The 16,558-nt window shown below is 67.1% G+C and carries 16 protein-coding genes and 3 pseudogenes; 13 read left to right on the top strand and 6 right to left on the bottom strand.

The annotated features are described in order from the left end of the window. Window positions 1–107: pseudogene (locus EET03_RS23280) on the top strand (IS982 family transposase); the annotation flags it as partial. Window positions 108–366: 259 nt separating this feature from the next. Here the strand turns inward: EET03_RS23280 and EET03_RS32780 are convergent. Further along, window positions 367–726: pseudogene (locus EET03_RS32780) on the bottom strand (hypothetical protein); the annotation flags it as partial. A gap of 159 nt (window positions 727–885) precedes the next feature. Continuing rightward, the gene (locus EET03_RS23270) at window positions 886–1,179 is read right to left on the bottom strand and encodes a hypothetical protein (RefSeq protein ID WP_063473255.1); all 294 of its coding nucleotides are present in this window, start codon (window positions 1,177–1,179) and stop codon (window positions 886–888) included. Between the two features lie 338 nt (window positions 1,180–1,517). Here EET03_RS23270 and EET03_RS23265 point away from each other — a divergent pair, with 338 nt between their 5' ends. Next, window positions 1,518–2,423 (top strand): RDD family protein, encoded by a 906-nt coding sequence (locus tag EET03_RS23265; RefSeq protein WP_075544172.1) that lies wholly within the window; start codon window positions 1,518–1,520, stop codon window positions 2,421–2,423. Between the two features lie 18 nt (window positions 2,424–2,441). Here EET03_RS23265 and EET03_RS23260 read toward each other — a convergent pair whose 3' ends face one another. Continuing rightward, entirely contained in the window at window positions 2,442–2,762 is a 321-nt protein-coding gene (locus EET03_RS23260; RefSeq protein WP_075544171.1) for a DUF4286 family protein, read from the bottom strand. Window positions 2,763–2,782: 20 nt separating this feature from the next. Continuing rightward, the gene (locus EET03_RS23255; RefSeq protein WP_075544175.1) at window positions 2,783–3,064 is read right to left on the bottom strand and encodes a 2Fe-2S iron-sulfur cluster-binding protein; all 282 of its coding nucleotides are present in this window, start codon (window positions 3,062–3,064) and stop codon (window positions 2,783–2,785) included. Window positions 3,065–3,176: 112 nt separating this feature from the next. Between EET03_RS23255 and EET03_RS23250 the strand changes: the two genes are divergently transcribed. From EET03_RS23250 to EET03_RS23235, 4 genes are read left to right on the top strand one after another with little or no spacing between them, the layout of a single operon-like run. Further along, on the top strand, window positions 3,177–4,589 hold the full coding sequence (locus EET03_RS23250) for a class I adenylate-forming enzyme family protein (RefSeq protein ID WP_075544170.1): 1,413 nt from the start codon (window positions 3,177–3,179) through the stop codon (window positions 4,587–4,589). Next, a complete protein-coding gene (locus EET03_RS23245; protein ID WP_075544169.1) occupies window positions 4,567–5,472 on the top strand; it encodes an acyl-CoA dehydrogenase family protein in 906 nt (301 codons plus the stop codon). Before EET03_RS23250 ends, EET03_RS23245 begins: the two co-directional genes overlap by 23 nt. Beyond that, on the top strand, window positions 5,459–6,547 hold the full coding sequence (locus EET03_RS23240; RefSeq protein WP_075544168.1) for an acyl-CoA dehydrogenase family protein: 1,089 nt from the start codon (window positions 5,459–5,461) through the stop codon (window positions 6,545–6,547). Before EET03_RS23245 ends, EET03_RS23240 begins: the two co-directional genes overlap by 14 nt. Further along, window positions 6,547–7,314 carry an enoyl-CoA hydratase/isomerase family protein gene (locus tag EET03_RS23235; RefSeq protein WP_075544167.1) on the top strand — a complete coding sequence of 256 codons (768 nt, stop codon included), beginning with the start codon at window positions 6,547–6,549 and terminating at the stop codon, window positions 7,312–7,314. The genes EET03_RS23240 and EET03_RS23235 overlap by 1 nt, the downstream gene beginning before the upstream one ends. Before the next feature lie 51 nt (window positions 7,315–7,365). Here EET03_RS23235 and EET03_RS23230 read toward each other — a convergent pair whose 3' ends face one another. Both EET03_RS23230 and EET03_RS23225 read right to left on the bottom strand, forming a co-directional pair. Beyond that, a complete protein-coding gene (locus tag EET03_RS23230) occupies window positions 7,366–8,253 on the bottom strand; it encodes a proline iminopeptidase-family hydrolase (RefSeq protein ID WP_075544166.1) in 888 nt (295 codons plus the stop codon). Continuing rightward, a complete protein-coding gene (locus tag EET03_RS23225; protein WP_136625757.1) occupies window positions 8,250–8,519 on the bottom strand; it encodes a hypothetical protein in 270 nt (89 codons plus the stop codon). Before EET03_RS23225 ends, EET03_RS23230 begins: the two co-directional genes overlap by 4 nt. A gap of 193 nt (window positions 8,520–8,712) precedes the next feature. Here EET03_RS23225 and EET03_RS23220 point away from each other — a divergent pair, with 193 nt between their 5' ends. The 7 genes and pseudogenes from EET03_RS23220 to EET03_RS23180 all read left to right on the top strand — a co-directional run bounded on the left by EET03_RS23220 (window position 8,713) and on the right by EET03_RS23180 (window position 16,552). After that, window positions 8,713–9,864 carry a thiolase family protein gene (locus tag EET03_RS23220; protein ID WP_075544165.1) on the top strand — a complete coding sequence of 384 codons (1,152 nt, stop codon included), beginning with the start codon at window positions 8,713–8,715 and terminating at the stop codon, window positions 9,862–9,864. Window positions 9,865–9,887: 23 nt separating this feature from the next. Then, complete coding sequence (locus EET03_RS23215) at window positions 9,888–10,772, top strand: ArgK/MeaB family GTPase (protein ID WP_075544164.1); 885 nt, start codon at window positions 9,888–9,890, stop codon at window positions 10,770–10,772. A 135-nt stretch (window positions 10,773–10,907) separates the two neighbouring features. Next, complete coding sequence (locus EET03_RS23210; protein WP_063473244.1) at window positions 10,908–11,207, top strand: PE family protein; 300 nt, start codon at window positions 10,908–10,910, stop codon at window positions 11,205–11,207. Between the two features lie 17 nt (window positions 11,208–11,224). Then, window positions 11,225–12,361 carry a PPE family protein gene (locus EET03_RS30425; RefSeq protein ID WP_075544163.1) on the top strand — a complete coding sequence of 379 codons (1,137 nt, stop codon included), beginning with the start codon at window positions 11,225–11,227 and terminating at the stop codon, window positions 12,359–12,361. A gap of 426 nt (window positions 12,362–12,787) precedes the next feature. Continuing rightward, the gene (locus EET03_RS23190; RefSeq protein ID WP_082274808.1) at window positions 12,788–14,122 is read left to right on the top strand and encodes an MFS transporter; all 1,335 of its coding nucleotides are present in this window, start codon (window positions 12,788–12,790) and stop codon (window positions 14,120–14,122) included. Between the two features lie 107 nt (window positions 14,123–14,229). Continuing rightward, window positions 14,230–15,248 (top strand): annotated as a pseudogene (locus EET03_RS23185) (MFS transporter); the annotation flags it as partial. An 83-nt stretch (window positions 15,249–15,331) separates the two neighbouring features. Further along, window positions 15,332–16,552 carry a sensor histidine kinase gene (locus EET03_RS23180; RefSeq protein WP_075544174.1) on the top strand — a complete coding sequence of 407 codons (1,221 nt, stop codon included), beginning with the start codon at window positions 15,332–15,334 and terminating at the stop codon, window positions 16,550–16,552. Window positions 16,553–16,558 lie beyond the last annotated feature (6 nt).

Raw genomic sequence — 16,558 nt, 5'->3', positions numbered from 1 at the left:
TCTACGCCCGCGTCGCCCAGCGCCTCCTCGCCCTTGCCGCTGTGATCTGGCACAACTGGAAGATCAACAGCCCAGTCAAGAGGTCACTGATCGCCTACGACCACTGACCAAGGTTGGGAATTACTCATCTAGGGCGGCCTTTCTGGCGTTGAGCGCATCAGCTTCTCGATCGTAGGCGCTGACCGCGCCAGCATCGTTGAGTGGGGGCCGCCACGAATTATGCTTGCGGATCTCCTCCTTGAGTTGGTCATAGGCGGTCCGTGCCTGCTCAGCTGTCATACCCGCCGGATCACCCGGCTGTGGTTGCTGTGGGCTGTCTTTGAAGGTGTGGTGGTCGACGGCCTGAATGTGCGGTCTGTGGTCGTGGGGTGTTTCCGGAAAGGCAGTAGTCGCGATTCCGGCGGTTGCGGCGGTGATCTTGCCGGCCACTTCATGTTCGACCGCCAGCAGTTGGGTGGCGCGCTGGCGGATGTCGGCAGCGAATGCCTCGGCTTGGGCTTGGCGCGCCGCCCGTTCGGCGGCGTTGCCGCTGGCTCGGGTATCGGTCACCGAGAAGTCTTCTGCGACAGCGAAACCCGCGTTGTGAGCGTCCTCGACGGCATAGAGGACCCGGCGTTGGGCGGTGCCGATGGTGCCGGCGCCGTCGCGGGCGATCTTGCTGGCTTGGCGTAGTTGGTCGGCTTTGGCGCTCACGACTGTGAAGTCAGCGCCGGTTCGCGCCCGCAGCGCATCACCACCGGCGCCTTCCCATACCAGGGTGTGGGATTGGTTGCGCATCTGCAAAAACACGTCTTCCCACTGATCGGCGGTCTTGGTCCAGTAGCTGGCCGCCTCGATCAGATGCTGGGTGCTCCAGGTCCGGACTTGGGAAAGGGTGGCCACCGATTACACCAGCCTGGCTTGCACGGCTGCCATCTCGGCCACAGCCGTCGCTTCGTTGCTGGCATATCCCGTAGCACCGGCCCGCACCGTGCTGGCCGTCGCTTGGGTGCGGGCGGTCAACGCCGCCGCAGCCAGGTCAACCGCTGCGTGGGCACTGCCCACCGCTACGGCGGTGGGTTGAAACGGTTGCCCCGGCAGGGGCGGTGCTAAGACGGCAAGTTCGACGCTTCGCTGACTCCATTGACCCGCCGTAGCTTCTAGCTGACCGACATCGATCCGCAACCGATCCTGCTCCATCCCCGGGAAGTGTAGCGGCGGGACTCGAGCAACACATCGGAGGCCGAATGACACCGCGCCCCCGTCTATTGAAGGGCCACCAACGCCTTACGGAACAGCCGAATGCGCATTCCCTGCTTTCCGGTCAGCAATGGCGTCGCGCCGGACAGAACTTGCGTGGAAGTGCGTCGTAGCCCGCGCCGCCCGCGAATTCGACCAGGGCACGGGCCGTTTCGGGTAGGGTTGCACCCACCCGCCAGTGGAAGGCCCGGCAAATGCCTGAACAGCCGCCTATGCCCCCGCCCTCCGGCTATCCACCGCCGGCACGCGCGGGATATCCACCGGCCCCTGGTCAACCGATGCATGACTTGCCGATGGCGGCCTACGCGTCGTGGATCCGGCGGGTAGGCGCCTATCTCATCGACCACATGCTGGGGTTGGCGATCGGCGTGGCGCTCGGGATCGTCGGCGGGTTGATCATCGCCTGGGCCGACGGGGGCTCAATCTTGCAGGGCGTCGTCGGATTGATCGTCAATCTGGCGATGCTGGTCTACTGGGTCTGGAATTGGGGCTTCCGCCAAGGGATTACCGGCTCGACCGTGGGTAAGTCGGTGCTGAAGTTCAAGGTACTCAGCGAACGGACCGGCGAGCCCATTGGCGTCGGATCGTCGATCGCGCGCTACTTCGCCCACATCCTGGATGCGGTCACTTTCGGCATCGGTTACCTGCTGCCGTTGTTCACGGCCAAACGGCAGACGATCGCCGACATGGTCATGGATACGGTTTGCTTGCTCGACGAGCGGCCTCAGGGGCCGAGTAGCCGCCAACCAAGACCGAGACTGCGAATGGCACTCGGTGTCGTGGTGCTCGCAAGCGCAGCCGCGATCACCGTGCTGGCTTGTTTGAACACCACCAGCCACTGGGTCTGCACGGGCGGCGGGCGGTATCCGCACTGCGGGCCGCAGGTGTCGGTCGGCCCGATCTCCTACGGCGCCCCAAAGATTTTCGATCCCTATGTCCAGGCGGCACTGGTAACGCCGCTGTGGACCGCGGGGATCTTCATCCTGCGGCGGTACTACCGGGCGACCTACGTGCTGGTCCCGATTGCGGGCATCGTCGCGATGATGATCTTCGCGCAGGGTCGTTACGAATGGGGCTGGCACCACAATTGGTTCGCGTTCCTGGCATGCGTTGCCGGGACGACGGCGGTGTGCGTGCTGATCGCGCGAAGCATCACCCATTCCGTTGCGGCACGCCGGGTTTAGCCAGGGATGGGCCGGCGATCAACCTGCCGGCGGATACACACTCGTCACCTCCAGCAGCCGCATCACCGGCGGGGGATCGAACTGCAGCGCGTCGGACATGTGCAAGCGGCCGGCCGAGGCAATCATGTTGTCCAGGATCGCCTGCAAGTCATCGCCTTCGATCTCGTAGAGGGCCACGTATGGCCCGTCATCATTGACCGGTCTGAGGCGTCGCGCCGAGACGAATCCGTCGAGCGCCACCAGTTCGGGAATGTGGACGGCGTCGTACCAGCTGTGGTATTCCGGTTCGCGTTCGGGTGAGCTGGGACGAGTTTCGACATAGATGATTCCCCTGGCCATGGTCGGTGCCTCTCTGCTGACTACTCGTAGCGCACGGTGATCGATGCGGTTTCGGGAACGCCCTGGCAGGTCAGAATGTAGCCCTCGGCTACCTCGTCTTCCTCGAGCGCGTCGTTGACCCGCATGGTCGCGCTGCCTTCGACGAGCCTGGCCATGCAGGTTCCACAGTTGCCGGCCTCGCAGCTGAACGGTGGGTCCAGGCCCGCGCGGCGGGCGCTTTCCAACAGCGTCTCGCCGGGGACCAGGGGAACCGATACCTTCTTGCGGTCGAGCTGGATCGTCACCATGCCAGGCCCCGTCATGACCGCCTTCTCGAACTGACCAACACTTGCATTCTTCATTATAGAGAATACAATTCTCCTAACGCGATAGCATCTTCTCAAGACTGTCAGTGCCCCGGGGAAGGAACGAGAAGTGACCGAGCCGGCCGCGCTCGTGGTCGAGGATCGGCGCTTCAGCCTGCGCGTACTCGACGGGCTGGCCGACGGTCTGGGTACGGCCTTGCAGAAACGCGGTGTCATCGCCGGCGAACGGGTCGCGATGATGGCGTCCAACCGGCCGGAGTTCGTCGCCGCGTTGCACGCGATCTGGCGGCTGGGGGCGGCGGCGGTGCTGATCAGCCCCGCCTGGAGGCGCGACGAGGTCGACCACGCCCTCGCACTGACCGAACCGACCCACGCCGTCGGCGACCAGCCGGTGCTGGCCGACCTGATGCCGATGCTGGACCTGGACGACCCGGTCGCGCCCGCAGCGCCGTTGACCGGTTCTCCGCAGCCCGGGGACGACGCGGTGCTGGTGTTCAGCTCGGGCACCACGGGTATGCCAAAAGCCGTGCGGCACACCCATGCATCGCTGGACGCCGCCGTTCGCCAGTGGCGCGACGCGCTGCAGCTGACCGAGAGTGACCGCATCCAGGTCGCCACGCCGCCGTCGCACATCCTCGGCCTGCTCAACATCCTGACCGCCGTGCGGACCGGCTCGTGGGTGCGGCTGCATCGGCGCTTCGACGTCGACCGGATGTTGCAGCACATCGAAAACGACCGCATCACAATCGAAATGGCGGTCGCGCCGATCGCACAGGCCCTTGCGTCGCACCCGCAGCTCGAGTCCTACGATCTGTCTTCGCTGCGGTTCATCATGTGGGGTGCCACACCGGTCACCGCCAGCATCGCCGAAGCGGTGACTCGGCGGACCGGCGTCGGATGGGTGCCCGCCTATGGCACCACCGAGTTACCCGTCATCGCCTGCAATCCCGTCCACCAGGCCCGCTTGGACACGGTGGGGCGCCCGGTTGCCGGTGTGGACGTGCGGATCGTGTCGCCGGACACCGGCGAACCGGTCGGCCCGGGGGACACCGGTGAGATTCAGGCCCGCTCGGCGTCGCTGATGGCCGGCTACCTGCCGGCTGCGGCCGGTGCTGAGGCGTGGTGCGACGGCTGGTATCGGACCGGGGACGTCGGCTGGCTCGATGACGAGGGTTGGCTCCGAATTACCGACCGACTCAAGGAGATGATCAAAGTGCGCGGGTTCCAGGTCGCGCCGGCCGAAGTCGAGACCGTGTTGCACGGTCATCCGGCGGTCCGCGATTGCGCGGTATTCGGTGTTCCCGACGGCATCAACGGGGAAGCGGTCGTCGCCGCGGTCGCCACGCATACGCCCGACAATGCCGGGGTCGCCGCCGAGCTTACCGAGCGAGTAGCGGCGAGGCTGGCGCCCTACAAACGGCTGAACCGGGTCGTGTTCGTGCCCGACATTCCGCGCCTGCCGTCGGGCAAGGTGCTGCGCCGAGTGCTCAAGGAGCTTCATGGATGCCCGTCTGACAGCTGAACAACGGCAATTGCGCGACGCCGCGACGAAATTGGCCGACGACCTGGGGCCCGGGTCCGTGTCGGACCTGGCCGGTGAGGACCGGATTGCCCGGCTGGACCGCCAGATTGCCGCGACGGCCTGGCGATCGCTACGCTCCGACGGGGCATCAGGCGTCGAAGTCGCCATTGTCGCAGAGGAATTCGGCCGCCGACTTGTCGATGCCCCGTTTCTCGGGCCGGTGCTGGCCGACGACCTGGCCCGCCACCTGGACACCGAGCGGGGCGACGCGACCATCGCCGTCGACGGCCTGGCATTCGATACCCGCGGCTACCGGCGGGCCCTGCTGCTATCGGGCACCACAGTGCTTGCGGCCGAACTGGATACGGGCCACGGCGGTGCGGACCTGACCCGGGTGACGACGGGCATTGTCGAACCGCCGCTTCCCGTCGGCGAGGTATCCGCCGACGCCGCCGGCCGATGGCGAGCGCTCGCGCTGGTAGCCACCGCGGCGGATCTGGTCGGTGACGCCCGCGGCGCGCACGCGCTGGCCTGTGACTACGCGAAAATCCGCGAACAGTACGGAAAGCCAATCGGTTCGTATCAGGCCGTCGCGCATCTGCTGGCCGAAAGCCTGGCCCTGATCGAAGGATCGATCAGCATCCTGCGGCACGCCGCGTGGGCGGTGGACGAACTCGAACCGGCCGTGGCGCTGCACGCTGCCCGGGTCGCCAAGGTGTACTGCGCGCGTGCCACCCGAACGGTCTGCGAGACCGCGGTGCAGGTACACGGCGGCATCGGCAATACCTGGGATTGCCTGGCGCAGGTGTATCTGCGCCGGGCCTTGACGTCGACCGAGCTGTGGCCGGTGAGCCTGAAGGAGGTCGGTCGTGGACTTTCGTGATTCCCCGCAGGAGGCCGCTTTCCGGGAACGACTGCGATCCTGGCTTACCTTGCATGCCAAGGAGTTCTGCGCTACCGACGACGAATACTGGGCCCGTCAGGCCGATTGGCACCGGGCGCTCTACCGAGCCGGGTTCTTCGGATTGTCCTGGCCGCGCGAGTACGGCGGCCAGGAGTTGCCTCCGGTCTACGACGTCATCGTCGACGAAGAGCTGGCGGGTGCCGGCGCTCCGCCGCGCCCCAGCGTGGGCTACCTGGTCTTCGGGATCGGCAGGCACGGCAACGACGCACTGCGGCAACGCTTCCTGCCCGGCATCATCGACGGCAGCCAGCGCTGGTGTCAGGGCTTCAGCGAGCCGGGTGCGGGCTCGGATCTGGCGTCACTGACCACCACCGCCACCCGCGAGGGCGACCACTATGTGGTGCACGGACACAAGATCTGGACCAGCTACTCCGACGTCGCCGACTGGTGTCTGCTGCTGGCCCGCACCGATCGGGAGGCGCAGCGCCATCGCGGCCTCTCGGCGTTCGTCATCGAGATGAAACAGCCTGGCGTGCAACAACGTCCGCTGTGCATGATGAACGGCGTCAGCAACGAATTCGGTCAGGTGTTCTTCGACGGTGCAACCGTTCCCGCGAACCGCATGGTGGGCGGTCCCGGTGACGGCTGGGCGGTGGCCATGACCGTGGTCGGGCACGAACGCGAGCCGTCGACGCTGGGCTATGCGGCCCGCTACGCCAAGCTGGTACGAGAGTTGCTGGCGCGCAACGATGATCCGATAACCGACGAACTCGCATGGGCGGCTGTTCAGGCGGAGATGTTGACCCACCACGTCCGCCGGAGGCTGTCCGAACAGCTCGACGGGGTCTCGCACGGACCCGAAGGATCGCTGGACAAGCTGCTGATGACGTGGGTGGAGCAGTCCGTCGGACACGCCGCACTGGCCGTCGGCGGAACCCGCGACCCGGACCTGCTCAGCGCCTACCTGTACAGCCGCGCGCAAAGCGTGATGGGCGGCACGTCACAGATACAGAAGAACATCATCGCGTCGCGAATCCTGGGATTGGGAGTCTGATGTACGACATGCCAACAGAAATCGACGTTCGTGCCGACGGAGGCTTGCGGATCATCACCCTCAACCGCCCCGATGCCCTCAACGCCGTCAACGACAATCTGCACGTCGGGCTGGCGCAGCTATGGCCGCGATTGAGCGACGATCGCACTGCCCGCGCTGCGGTGCTCACCGGCGCCGGCCGGGCGTTCTCGGCAGGGGGCGATTTCACGTATCTGGCCGAATTGGCCCACGACGCCGATCTGCGCGCCAAGACCATCGCGCACGGGCGCGACATCGTGCTGGGTATGGCACGCTGCCGAGTGCCGGTGGTGGCAGCGGTCAACGGCCCGGCCGTCGGGCTGGGCTGCAGCCTGGTCGCACTGAGTGACATCGTCTACATCGCCGAAGACGCCTACCTGGCCGACCCGCATGTGCAGGTGGGATTGGTGGCCGCCGACGGCGGTCCGCTGACCTGGCCGTTGCACATCAGCCTGATGCTGGCCAAGGAATATGCGTTGACCGGTACCCGAATTCGCGCTCAGCGGGCCGTCGAGCTCGGGCTGGCCAACCACGTCGTCGCCGACCCGGTCGCCGAGGCGGTGGCCTGCGCCCAGCGAATCATGGAGTTGCCCCAGCAGGCCGTCGAGAGCACCAAGCGGGTGCTCAACATCCATCTCGAGCGTGCGGTGCTGGCCAGCCTGGACTATGCCCTGTCGGCCGAACAGCAGTCGTTCGTGACGGAGGATTTCCGGTCGATCATCGGCAAGTTGACGGCGGGCAAGAACTGACGAGCGTAACGTCACGGCGAAATTTCGGGAGGGTCGGTTTTGGCCGTGGCGTTACGCTCGCGGTGAGCCGCCTCGGTCGTGGTGACCCAGGAAGTCCCGCAGCAGCGCATCGAAGCGGTCCGGTTCTTCGATGAAGGGCAGGTGGGCACTTTGCTCGAAGAACTCGAACCGCGAGCCGGTGATACGGCGGTGCATGTCGCGCATGTGTTCCGGCGAACATTCGTCATACCTGCCGGCGATCAGCAGCGTTGGCAGGGTGATCTCAGCCAACCGGTCGACGATGTCCCAGGTTCGGATGGTCCCGACGATGTGAAAGTCGCTGGGGCCGAACATCGTTTCGAAAATTTCGGTGCCCATGTTGCGGAATGCTTCGTAGAGTTCGTCGGGCCAGGGTCGGGTGCGGCACAGATAGGTTTCGTTCCAGGTGGTGATCGCGGCCTGGTATTCGGCGGAATGCGTGGTGCCGGCGGCTTCGTGGCGGTCGATGGCGGCTTGGGTCGCTTGGTCCAATCGTGACTTCAGTCGGATCACGTGATCGGCGAACTGTGGTATGGACGCGGTGCTGTTCGAGATGATCAGGGTGGCGGCACCGGATGGCACGTCAAGGACATACTGCTGGGCGAGCATCCCGCCCCACGAGTTGCCGAAGATGTGAAAGGCATTGAGGCCCAGCGCGTTTACCACGGCATCCATTTCGGCCACCGAGCGTTGCATCGTCCAAAGATCCGGATTCGGCGGGCAGTCGGAGTTCCCGCAGCCGAGCTGATCCCAGAAGATGACTTCGCGCTCGGTTGCCAGACGTTTCAGCGAGGTCAAGTAGTAGTGCGGCAGACCCGGGCCGCCGTGCACCACAAGCAGCGGAAGGCCGGGTCCGCCGCCGACCCGCTTGAACCACACGTTTCCGCCTGGGACCGCAATTGTCGCCTCTGGTCGAGTCATGCCACCAGCCAACCACCGACCCCGACGAAGGCTGTGCTGCGCCGGTCCGCCGCCAGCTGGCGTGGGCCGAGGGCACTGCTTGCCCCGCCGTGGTCCGGGTTGCAGGTCCCTTTGGGCGAGATTTTGCACGAGCAGCGCGCCGCATTGTTGAAGGCATAGGTGCCAAAGTAGGAGCCGATCGCCACCAGCGGCACCAGGACCGTCAGGATCGGCGTTAACACGATGTCAGCGGTGCTTGGCCGGCGGACTTCAGCAATAGGGGACATTGCTTGCTCCTGGGTGGCGTTGGGCGGTGGGTATTGCCGGCGTTGCGCAGCCCGGGGTCGGTTCCATAGTGAACTAGCCATTGCCACCGGCGACGAGGCCTATCCCCAGGTCGCGGACGGCCCACCTCCTTGCAACTCGCACTCTCAGAATGAGAGAATAGTGTTCTCGCCAACCTGTGGATGGAGAAGACCTGTGCCAGAAGCCGTCATCGTGTCCGCCCTGCGTACGCCCATCGGCACTGCTCGCAAAGGAACCCTGCGCGACACCAGCGCATTCGATCTGGCCCATCACGTGGTCGGCGAAGCCGCCGCCGGTCTGGACCCGGTACTGGTCGACGACGTGATCCTGGGCGAGGGTCTCTACGGCGGCGGCGTGATCGCCCGCCACGCGGCCATCACCGCGGGCCTGAGCCACGTGCCCGGCCTGGCGAACAATCGGCACTGTGCGGCCGGGCAGGCGGCCGTGCAGAGCGCTGCCGCCGGTGTGCGCGCGGGAATGGATCAGCTCGTCATCGCCGGCGGAGTGAACTCGGCGTCCACGTCGCCGCGGTCTCGGATGCAGGTCGACGGCGAATGGGTCGACTGGTTCCCGCCGACCCACCCCGACCGGCCCGAGGCGCCCAACCTGGACATGTCCATCACCGTCGGCTGGAACGCCGCGCTCAAAGCGGGCATCAGCCGCGAGGAGATGGACGGGTGGGCGCTGCGGTCACACCGCAATGCGATCGCCGCGATCGACGAAGGCCGGTTCAAGGAAGAGGTTGTGCCCATCGAGACGCCGCACGGGCTGTTCGCGGTCGACGAACATCCACGCCGCGACACGACCATCGAGAAGCTGGCCGCGCTCAAGCCGTTGCATCCCGAGATAGCGGGCTTCTCGATCACCGCGGGTAATGCCTGCGGCGCCAACGACGGTGCCGCCGTGCTGACCATCGCGAGCGACCGGCAAAGTGAGCGGCTGGGACTTCCCGCGCTGGCCCGCATCGTGTCCTGGGCTTCCGTCGGTGTGGACCCGGCGGCCACCGGCTTGGCGCCCGTCGAGGTGATCCCGAAAGCCCTTGCCCGCGCTGGCCTTTCGGTCTCCGACGTGGACCTGTTCGAAATCAACGAAGCGTTCGCGTCGATGTGTGTGGCCACCGTGAAAATGCTCGACCTCGACCCGGACCGGGTCAACGTCAGCGGCAGCGGCTGCTCGCTGGGCCATCCCGTGGCGGCGACCGGTGCCAGGATGCTCGTGACGCTGGTGCACGAACTACGCCGCCGCGGCGGCGGTATCGGCGTCGCGGCGATGTGTGCCGGCGGCGGCATGGGCTCGGCAACGGTCATCGAGGTTGCGGCGGCATAACGAGCCGTAGCGAGCCGTTACGCATGGACATCGCCGATCTGATTGCCCGGGCGCGCAACGGATCTCCCCGCGCGACGGGTCGGCTGCTGAGCCTCGTCGAGGGCGATCGACGCGACGAGGTACTGGCCGCCATCGGTCCTGCGCCGGTGTCGCAGATCCGCGTCATCGGTATCACCGGACCGCCGGGCGCCGGAAAATCGACGACGATCGCGGCCCTCGTCGGCGCCTACCGGGAGCGCGGCTGCCGGGTGGCGGTACTGGCGGTGGACCCGTCGTCGCCGTTCAGTGGGGGCGCCCTGCTCGGCGATCGGATCCGGATGACCGCACACATCGACGACTCCGACGTACTGATCCGCTCGGTGGCCAGTCGCGGCCATCTGGGCGGTCTGGCCGCCGCCGTTCCCGCCGCCATCCGGCTGCTGCAAGCGATCTGTTACAACGTCGTCCTGCTGGAAACCGTCGGCGTGGGCCAGTCGGAAATCGAGATCGCCGCCGTCGCCGATCCGACCGTCGTCATCCTCAACCCCGGCACGGGTGATGCCGTGCAGGCCGCCAAAGCGGGTCTGCTCGAGGTCGCCGACATCGTCGCGGTCAACAAGGCCGACCGAGACGGCGCCGAGCAGACCGTGCGGGATCTGCGGGCTGAAACCGATGCTCCCATCGTCAAACTCGCGGCCGCGCGCGGTGACGGCGTTGCGGACTTGGTGGCCGCGATCGACGCACATCACCGCAGCGACAGCCGGGACCGCCGGCTGGCCCGCGCCCGAGCGCTGATCCTGTCGTTGGCACACACCCGGCTGGGGGCCCGCGCGGACCTCGATCGGCTCGCCGAGTCGGTGGTCGATGGCCGCGACGATCCGTATACGGCTGCCGAGCGGTTGTTGTCCCCGCACCCGCGACAGGACTGAAACCCCGACAGAAGCGCGGCCCATCGCGCCGGGCGGAGGACACCAACTCCGTCGATCGGTGGACAGCATGATTCCGCCAGCAAAGTGCCCGCTCGCCCGACAGACATCGGAGGGGACCCACGGCACTGTTGAGTCATGTCTTTCGTGACCAGTGAACCCGAGGCGCTGATCTCGGCGGCGGGGAACCTGCAGTCGATCGGTAGCGCCATGAACGCGAGTAATGCGGCCGCGATAGCTCCCATCACCGGCGTCATACCGGCCGCCGCAGACGAGGTGTCGGCGTTGACCGCAGCTCACTTCGCTGCCCACGGCACTCTCTATCAAGCGGTCAGCGCACAGGCCGCGGCGATTCACGAACTCTTTGTGACCACCCTCGGAGCCAGCGGCGGTTCCTATGCGGCGACCGAGGCGGCCAACGCGATCGCAGCGCGCTAAGGACGGATTGCGCAGCGATGGTGTACGGGGCGCTGCCGCCCGAGATCAATTCCGGGCGCATGTACACCGGGCCGGGGGCAGGATCGATGCTGGCCGCCGCCGGTGCATGGGATGGCCTGGCCGTCGAGTTGACCTCCATCGCAATCGCCGTCGAGTCGGTGATCTTCGGACTGATCAGCGGGCCCTGGCTCGGCGCGACCGTGACCAGGATGGCCGCTGCCACCACGCCGTACGTGACGTGGCTGAAAGCCACCGCCGCTCAAGCTGAGCAGGCCGCCGGCCAAGCCAAAGCGGCGGGCGCGGCCTACGAGTGCGCCCACGCGATGACGGTGCATCCGGCACTCGTGGCAGCCAACCGTGCGCAGCTGGCGGTCCTGATCGCCACCAACTTGCTCGGCCAAAACTCCCCGGCGATCGCGACCACCGAGGCCCAGTACGGCGAGATGTGGGCTCAGGACGCGGCCGCGATGTACGGCTACGCCGCCGCGTCGTCCGCCGCAATCAGCTTGATCCCGTTCACCGCGCCGCCGCCGACGGCCAACCCGGCGGGGCTGGTCAGCCAGGCCGCGGCGGTTGACCAAGCCGCCGGCAATTCGGCGGCCACCAACGTCGCCACGGTGCTGTCCGAGCTGATGTCGGTGTTGGCCGCCAGCGGCACGTCGATACTCCCGGACTGGATGCAAGACCTGCAGACGGTGATGAGCATTTTCGGTACCCCGTTCTTCGTCTGCACTTCCTCTGCGGGACTGATGATGTCGGCGATGTCGGCCTTCAAGGGCCTGTTCCCGGCGGCGGCCGCGGTCGGCAGCCAGATCGCGGCGGCGGCGGAGTCAGCTGCCGCGGGAGCCCTGGGTTCGGCGGGCATGGCAGGCCTGACCGGCGCGGTGTCGGCCGGCGTGGGTGAAGCGGCGACGGTCGGCGGCTTGTCGGTGCCGGCGGCGTGGGCCGCCTCCGCCCCCACCCTGAGTCATGCCGCGGTCGCGGCGTTGCCGGGCGCCGTCTCCACCGGCGCTTCCTCGCTCGGCTCCGGCGCGGCCCCCGGTCTGCTGGGCGGGTTGCCGCTGGCTAGCGCATCCGAACGGGCGGCCGCGGCCGGCAACGCCGCGCAGGACGGCATCGAGCCGCTTCGGGTGCTGCCGCAGCTGATCGGATAGCGACTCGGATAACGACGCGGATAACGACTCCGACAGCGACTCCCGACAGCGACCCGGATAATGACTCGGATAATGACGAGAACCTAGCGGGTCCAGGCAGCCGGCCTTATCCCGGCCATGTCCTCCGATCGGTGGACCGAGATCGCCGCGGTTTTTTGGGCCGATCGGCGGAGTTATCGCAACGTGATCATCTCTACCGTTCAATTGATGACGAAAACCGCGGCCATCGCCGGCAGCGAACCGGTGCTGACTTCGGGATCGGACGTCGATCTCGCTACTGCTTTTCTTCGGCTGCCAACGGTGGCCGCCACTCATTCGAGCCGGTATCCCGGCGGGCACTGGGCCGGGTCCAGGGCGGCGAGGGCCGCGCACTCCGGCGCGGCCACACTACTTGGCGCCCGTGCCGGCCTCGCCCTGCGTCGCCGGATGCCTGATTCGAACACGTCATCCCACCCGTCCTGCCAGCATGGGCTTCCGGGCGTCATTTGGCTGCTGCTGGGCGGCAACCTGGTGGTGCGCGCGGCGGGGTTCGCCTATCCGTTCATGGCGTTTCACGTGGCCGGGCGAGGGCACGCCGCCGGCGCTGTCGGCGCGGTTCTGGCCGCCTTCGGGGTTGGCTGGGCAGTGGGTCAACTGGCATGTGGCTGGCTGGTGGACCGCACCGGCCCGCGCGCGACGCTGGCGTCCACCATGCTGGTGGCGGCCACGGTGCTGGTGCTGATGGCCCAAGCCCGCAGCGTGCCGGCATTGCTGATCGGAGCTCTGGTCACCGGTGTGGTCTACGACGCGCCGCGCCCGGTGCTGGGCGCCGCGATCGCCGGGTTGGTGCCCGATCCCGGACGGCGGGCGAAGGTCGACGCCTGGCGCTTCGGCTGGATCGTCAGCATCGGCCGCGCGATCACCGGCGGTGTGGGCGGTCTGCTCGCCGGCTGGTCGGGCGTGCCCGTGCTGTTCTGGATCAACGCCGTTGCGTGCGCGATGCTGGCGCTGCTGGCGGCCTGCTGCATCCCGGCCAGGGAGCATCGCCGGTCCTCGGCGGTCACCGAGCCGGTTGCTCAGACGGCTGACACCGGTTACCGCGGAGCGTTTTCGGATGCTCGGCTGGTCCTGCTGCTCGGGTCCAGCCTGGCGACACTGACGGCGGTCCGTGGTCTTTATGCCGCGGTACCCATGCTGATGGCCGACAGCGGTTTGGGCGCAGGCGAATTCGGCTGGGCGCAACTGGCCAATGCCGCTGCCGGCATTGGCCTGACCCCGGTGATGACACCGTGGCTGGGCCGAAAAGCGGCGGCCCGCTTTCGTCCGAGGCTCGACATCCTGGCCGCCGCCGGCGTGTGGACGGCGGTGAGCATGTCGGGCGCCGCGCTCGCACACACCACCCTCGGCTTCACGGTCGCCACGGCGGTCTGCACCCCGGGCGAGATCGCCTGGTTCGTGATCGCCGCCGGCATCGTGCATCGGATCGCTCCGCCCGCCAATGGCGGCCGTTACCACGGCATCTGGTCCATGACGCTGGCTATCGCTTCAGTGGTAGCCCCAATCGTCGCCTCCTACAGCCTAATTCATGGCGGTCATCGTCTGGTGGCGATCGTCACCGTGGCGGTCGGACTGACCGGCGCCGCGCTGTGTCTGCCGCTGGCCCGCGCGCTGCGCCGGCCCACTTCAGTGCCGGCCCTGAGTCACCCTGAGGCGGCGCCACTTTGCCGCACACGGCACGTCACCGGCATCGAGCAGTCGGGTCACCAAGCCGCGCCGAGGTGACGTCATGGGTGCACGCGTTCATCACCGCTCGACCCGCACCATGTCCCCTGTTCGGAGGAACGGGCGTTCATCAAGCGATGGGCCCGATCGGCGGTCCCCCGCGCCGAGCCCGGTCGACGCTGCTGTCCACAATGGCCGTGGCTGCCGCGGTGCTGATGCTGATTGCCGAGGCGCACCGCGTTCCGGTGTTGTTGTTGGCGGCCATGATCGCCGGATTGGCCTGCGAAACACCGCGTCTGGTGCTCGGTGCCGCGATTACCGCGTTGATTTCGGATCCCCGGCAGGGGCCAGACTTGACACCTGGCGCTACGGGTGGGTTCTCAACATCGGCGCGGCGATCGCAGGCGGGGTCGGCGGTCTGCTCGCGGAATGGATGGGCACCTCGCTGCTGTACTGGATCAACGGGATCGTATGCGCAACTTTCGCGGTGGTGACGGCCTGCTGCATACCGGCAGGCCGGTACCACGCGGCGACGCCGGTGACTGCCCATGCCGGTGGTGATTACCGGCAAGTCTTCGCCGACAAGCGGCTGGTTCTGTTGGTCGCATCGGGCTTGGCGACTCTCACGGTCCTCATGGGGATCTTCGCCGTCGTGCCGATGCTGATGAGGGCATCCGGTCTGGGTGCCGGCGCTTACGGCTGGGTGCAGGTGGCCAACGGCGTGGCGGTGGTGGCCCTGACCCCTTTGACGACAACGTGGTTGAGTAAGCAGCTGGCGGTCGGCCCCGGGCTCGACATGCTGGCCGTCGCGGGAGTGTGGGTGACTCTGTGCATGGGCGCGGCCGGGTTCACCCACACCACGGCCGGTTTCAGTGCTGCCGTGGCGGCGTGCTCACCGGGCGAGATCGTCTGGTTTGTGGTCAGCGCCGGCATCGTCCGCCGAATCACTCCGCCCGCCAGCAGTGGCCGCTACCAAGGGGTTTGGTCGATGACGACGGCGGCTGCGGCGGTGACCGCGCCAATTCTGGCTTCCTGCAGTCTGGTGCACGGCGGGCGACAACTGATGGTTGGCGCCACCGTGACCGCCGGCCTGCTCGGCACTGCCATGTGCGCACCCCTGGCACGCGTTTTGGCCGCGGCCGACATCGGCGGGGCGCTGCGCAACCAGGGCCGCAGATGCTACTGAGCAGCCGGCCGGTGAAGCCGGTCCCGAGGCACCGGCCGGCTCCGGATCCGGCGGTGAAACGCCGCCGTGAGTACGGTGTTCCCGTGGCAATCACCAGCGATGTGGAACTGGAGCGGGTGCGCAACCTGCACCAGCTGCGCTCGTACCGGATCGTCTCGGTACTTCGCATTGGGGTCCTGGTGTTCGTCATTGCCGCGATGATCGTCGGCACCCCAGCGCAGGAATGGGCCCAGCAAACTGCCTTGGTCGCTTTGTATGGCATTGCCGCACTGTGTGCCCTGGCATTGGCCTTTTCCCCGGCGCGACGACAGCTCGAAGCGGAGGAATCGTCGGGCGTGCGCCGGTGGGAGCCTCTGGTGTTCACCGCCGTCGACATCGTGGCGTTGACCGGCTTCCAGCTGCTGTCGGCCCACGGCCTGTATCCACTGCTGATCATGACGTTGCTGCCGGTCCTGGCGGGCGTCGATATCTCGTCACGGCGAGCTGTGACGGTGCTGGCGTTCAGCCTGCTCGGGTTCATGCTGGCGGGGGTCCACGACGGCGTGCTCCTCGGCCCGACGGGCTGGCCCCATACCGCTTTTCTCTTCTCGCTGTATGCATTTCTGTGCGCCACAGCGTTGGTGGTGGTGCGGATCGAGGAGCGCCATATACGCTCGGTGGCCGGTTTGAGCGCGTTGCGCGAGGAGTTGCTGGCCCAGACCATGACGGCCTCTGAGGTGTTGCAGCGCCGGATCTCGGAGTCCATTCACGACGGGCCGTTGCAAGATGTGCTGGCCGCGCGCCAGGAACTCGTCGAGCTGCAGATCGCATGGCCGGGCGACGAGCGGGTGGACCGAGCGTTGGCCGGCTTGCAGGATGCCTCAGAACGTCTGCGGCAGGCCACCTTTGAGCTGCATCCGGCCGTCCTCGAGCAAGTTGGGTTGGGGGCGGCGGTCGAACAGCTGGCCGCCTCCACCGCGGCGCGTTCGGGCATCGAGATCAGCACCGACATCGACTATCCGGTGCGCAACGAGATCGACCCGATCATGTTCGGTGTGGCCCGCGAGTTGCTGTCGAACGTGGTGCGCCATTCCCGGGCCCGCACCGCGTCGGTCACCCTCGGAATCACCGACGACACCTGCGTTTTGGATGTTGCCGACGACGGGGTGGGCATCAGCGGCGACACCATGGCTCGTCGCCTCGGCGAGGGGCACATCGGCCTGGCCTCGCATCGGATGCGGGTCGACGCCGCGCGGGGCATATTCGTTTTTCTGGATACCCCGGCGGGCACCCACGTCCGCGTGGAAGTACCGCTGAAATCCTGATTGTGG

This window comes from Mycobacterium innocens, assembly GCF_900566055.1.
Lineage (GTDB): Bacteria > Actinomycetota > Actinomycetes > Mycobacteriales > Mycobacteriaceae > Mycobacterium > Mycobacterium innocens.
This window is presented reverse-complemented; position numbering and strand designations above follow the sequence as displayed.

Bases quoted from the DNA above. Each gene is read 5' to 3' on its own strand.
- EET03_RS23270 (WP_063473255.1), bottom strand. From the start codon at position 1,179: ATGGAGCAGGATCGGTTGCGGATCGATGTCGGTCAGCTAGAAGCTACG.
- EET03_RS23265 (WP_075544172.1), top strand. From the start codon at position 1,518: ATGCATGACTTGCCGATGGCGGCCTACGCGTCGTGGATCCGGCGGGTA.
- EET03_RS23260 (WP_075544171.1), bottom strand. From the start codon at position 2,762: ATGGCCAGGGGAATCATCTATGTCGAAACTCGTCCCAGCTCACCCGAA.
- EET03_RS23255 (WP_075544175.1), bottom strand. From the start codon at position 3,064: ATGACGGGGCCTGGCATGGTGACGATCCAGCTCGACCGCAAGAAGGTA.
- EET03_RS23245 (WP_075544169.1), top strand. From the start codon at position 4,567: ATGGATGCCCGTCTGACAGCTGAACAACGGCAATTGCGCGACGCCGCG.
- EET03_RS23235 (WP_075544167.1), top strand. From the start codon at position 6,547: ATGTACGACATGCCAACAGAAATCGACGTTCGTGCCGACGGAGGCTTG.
- EET03_RS23230 (WP_075544166.1), bottom strand. From the start codon at position 8,253: ATGACTCGACCAGAGGCGACAATTGCGGTCCCAGGCGGAAACGTGTGG.
- EET03_RS23225 (WP_136625757.1), bottom strand. From the start codon at position 8,519: ATGTCCCCTATTGCTGAAGTCCGCCGGCCAAGCACCGCTGACATCGTG.
- EET03_RS23215 (WP_075544164.1), top strand. From the start codon at position 9,888: ATGGACATCGCCGATCTGATTGCCCGGGCGCGCAACGGATCTCCCCGC.
- EET03_RS23210 (WP_063473244.1), top strand. From the start codon at position 10,908: ATGTCTTTCGTGACCAGTGAACCCGAGGCGCTGATCTCGGCGGCGGGG.
- EET03_RS30425 (WP_075544163.1), top strand. From the start codon at position 11,225: ATGGTGTACGGGGCGCTGCCGCCCGAGATCAATTCCGGGCGCATGTAC.
- EET03_RS23190 (WP_082274808.1), top strand. From the start codon at position 12,788: ATGCCTGATTCGAACACGTCATCCCACCCGTCCTGCCAGCATGGGCTT.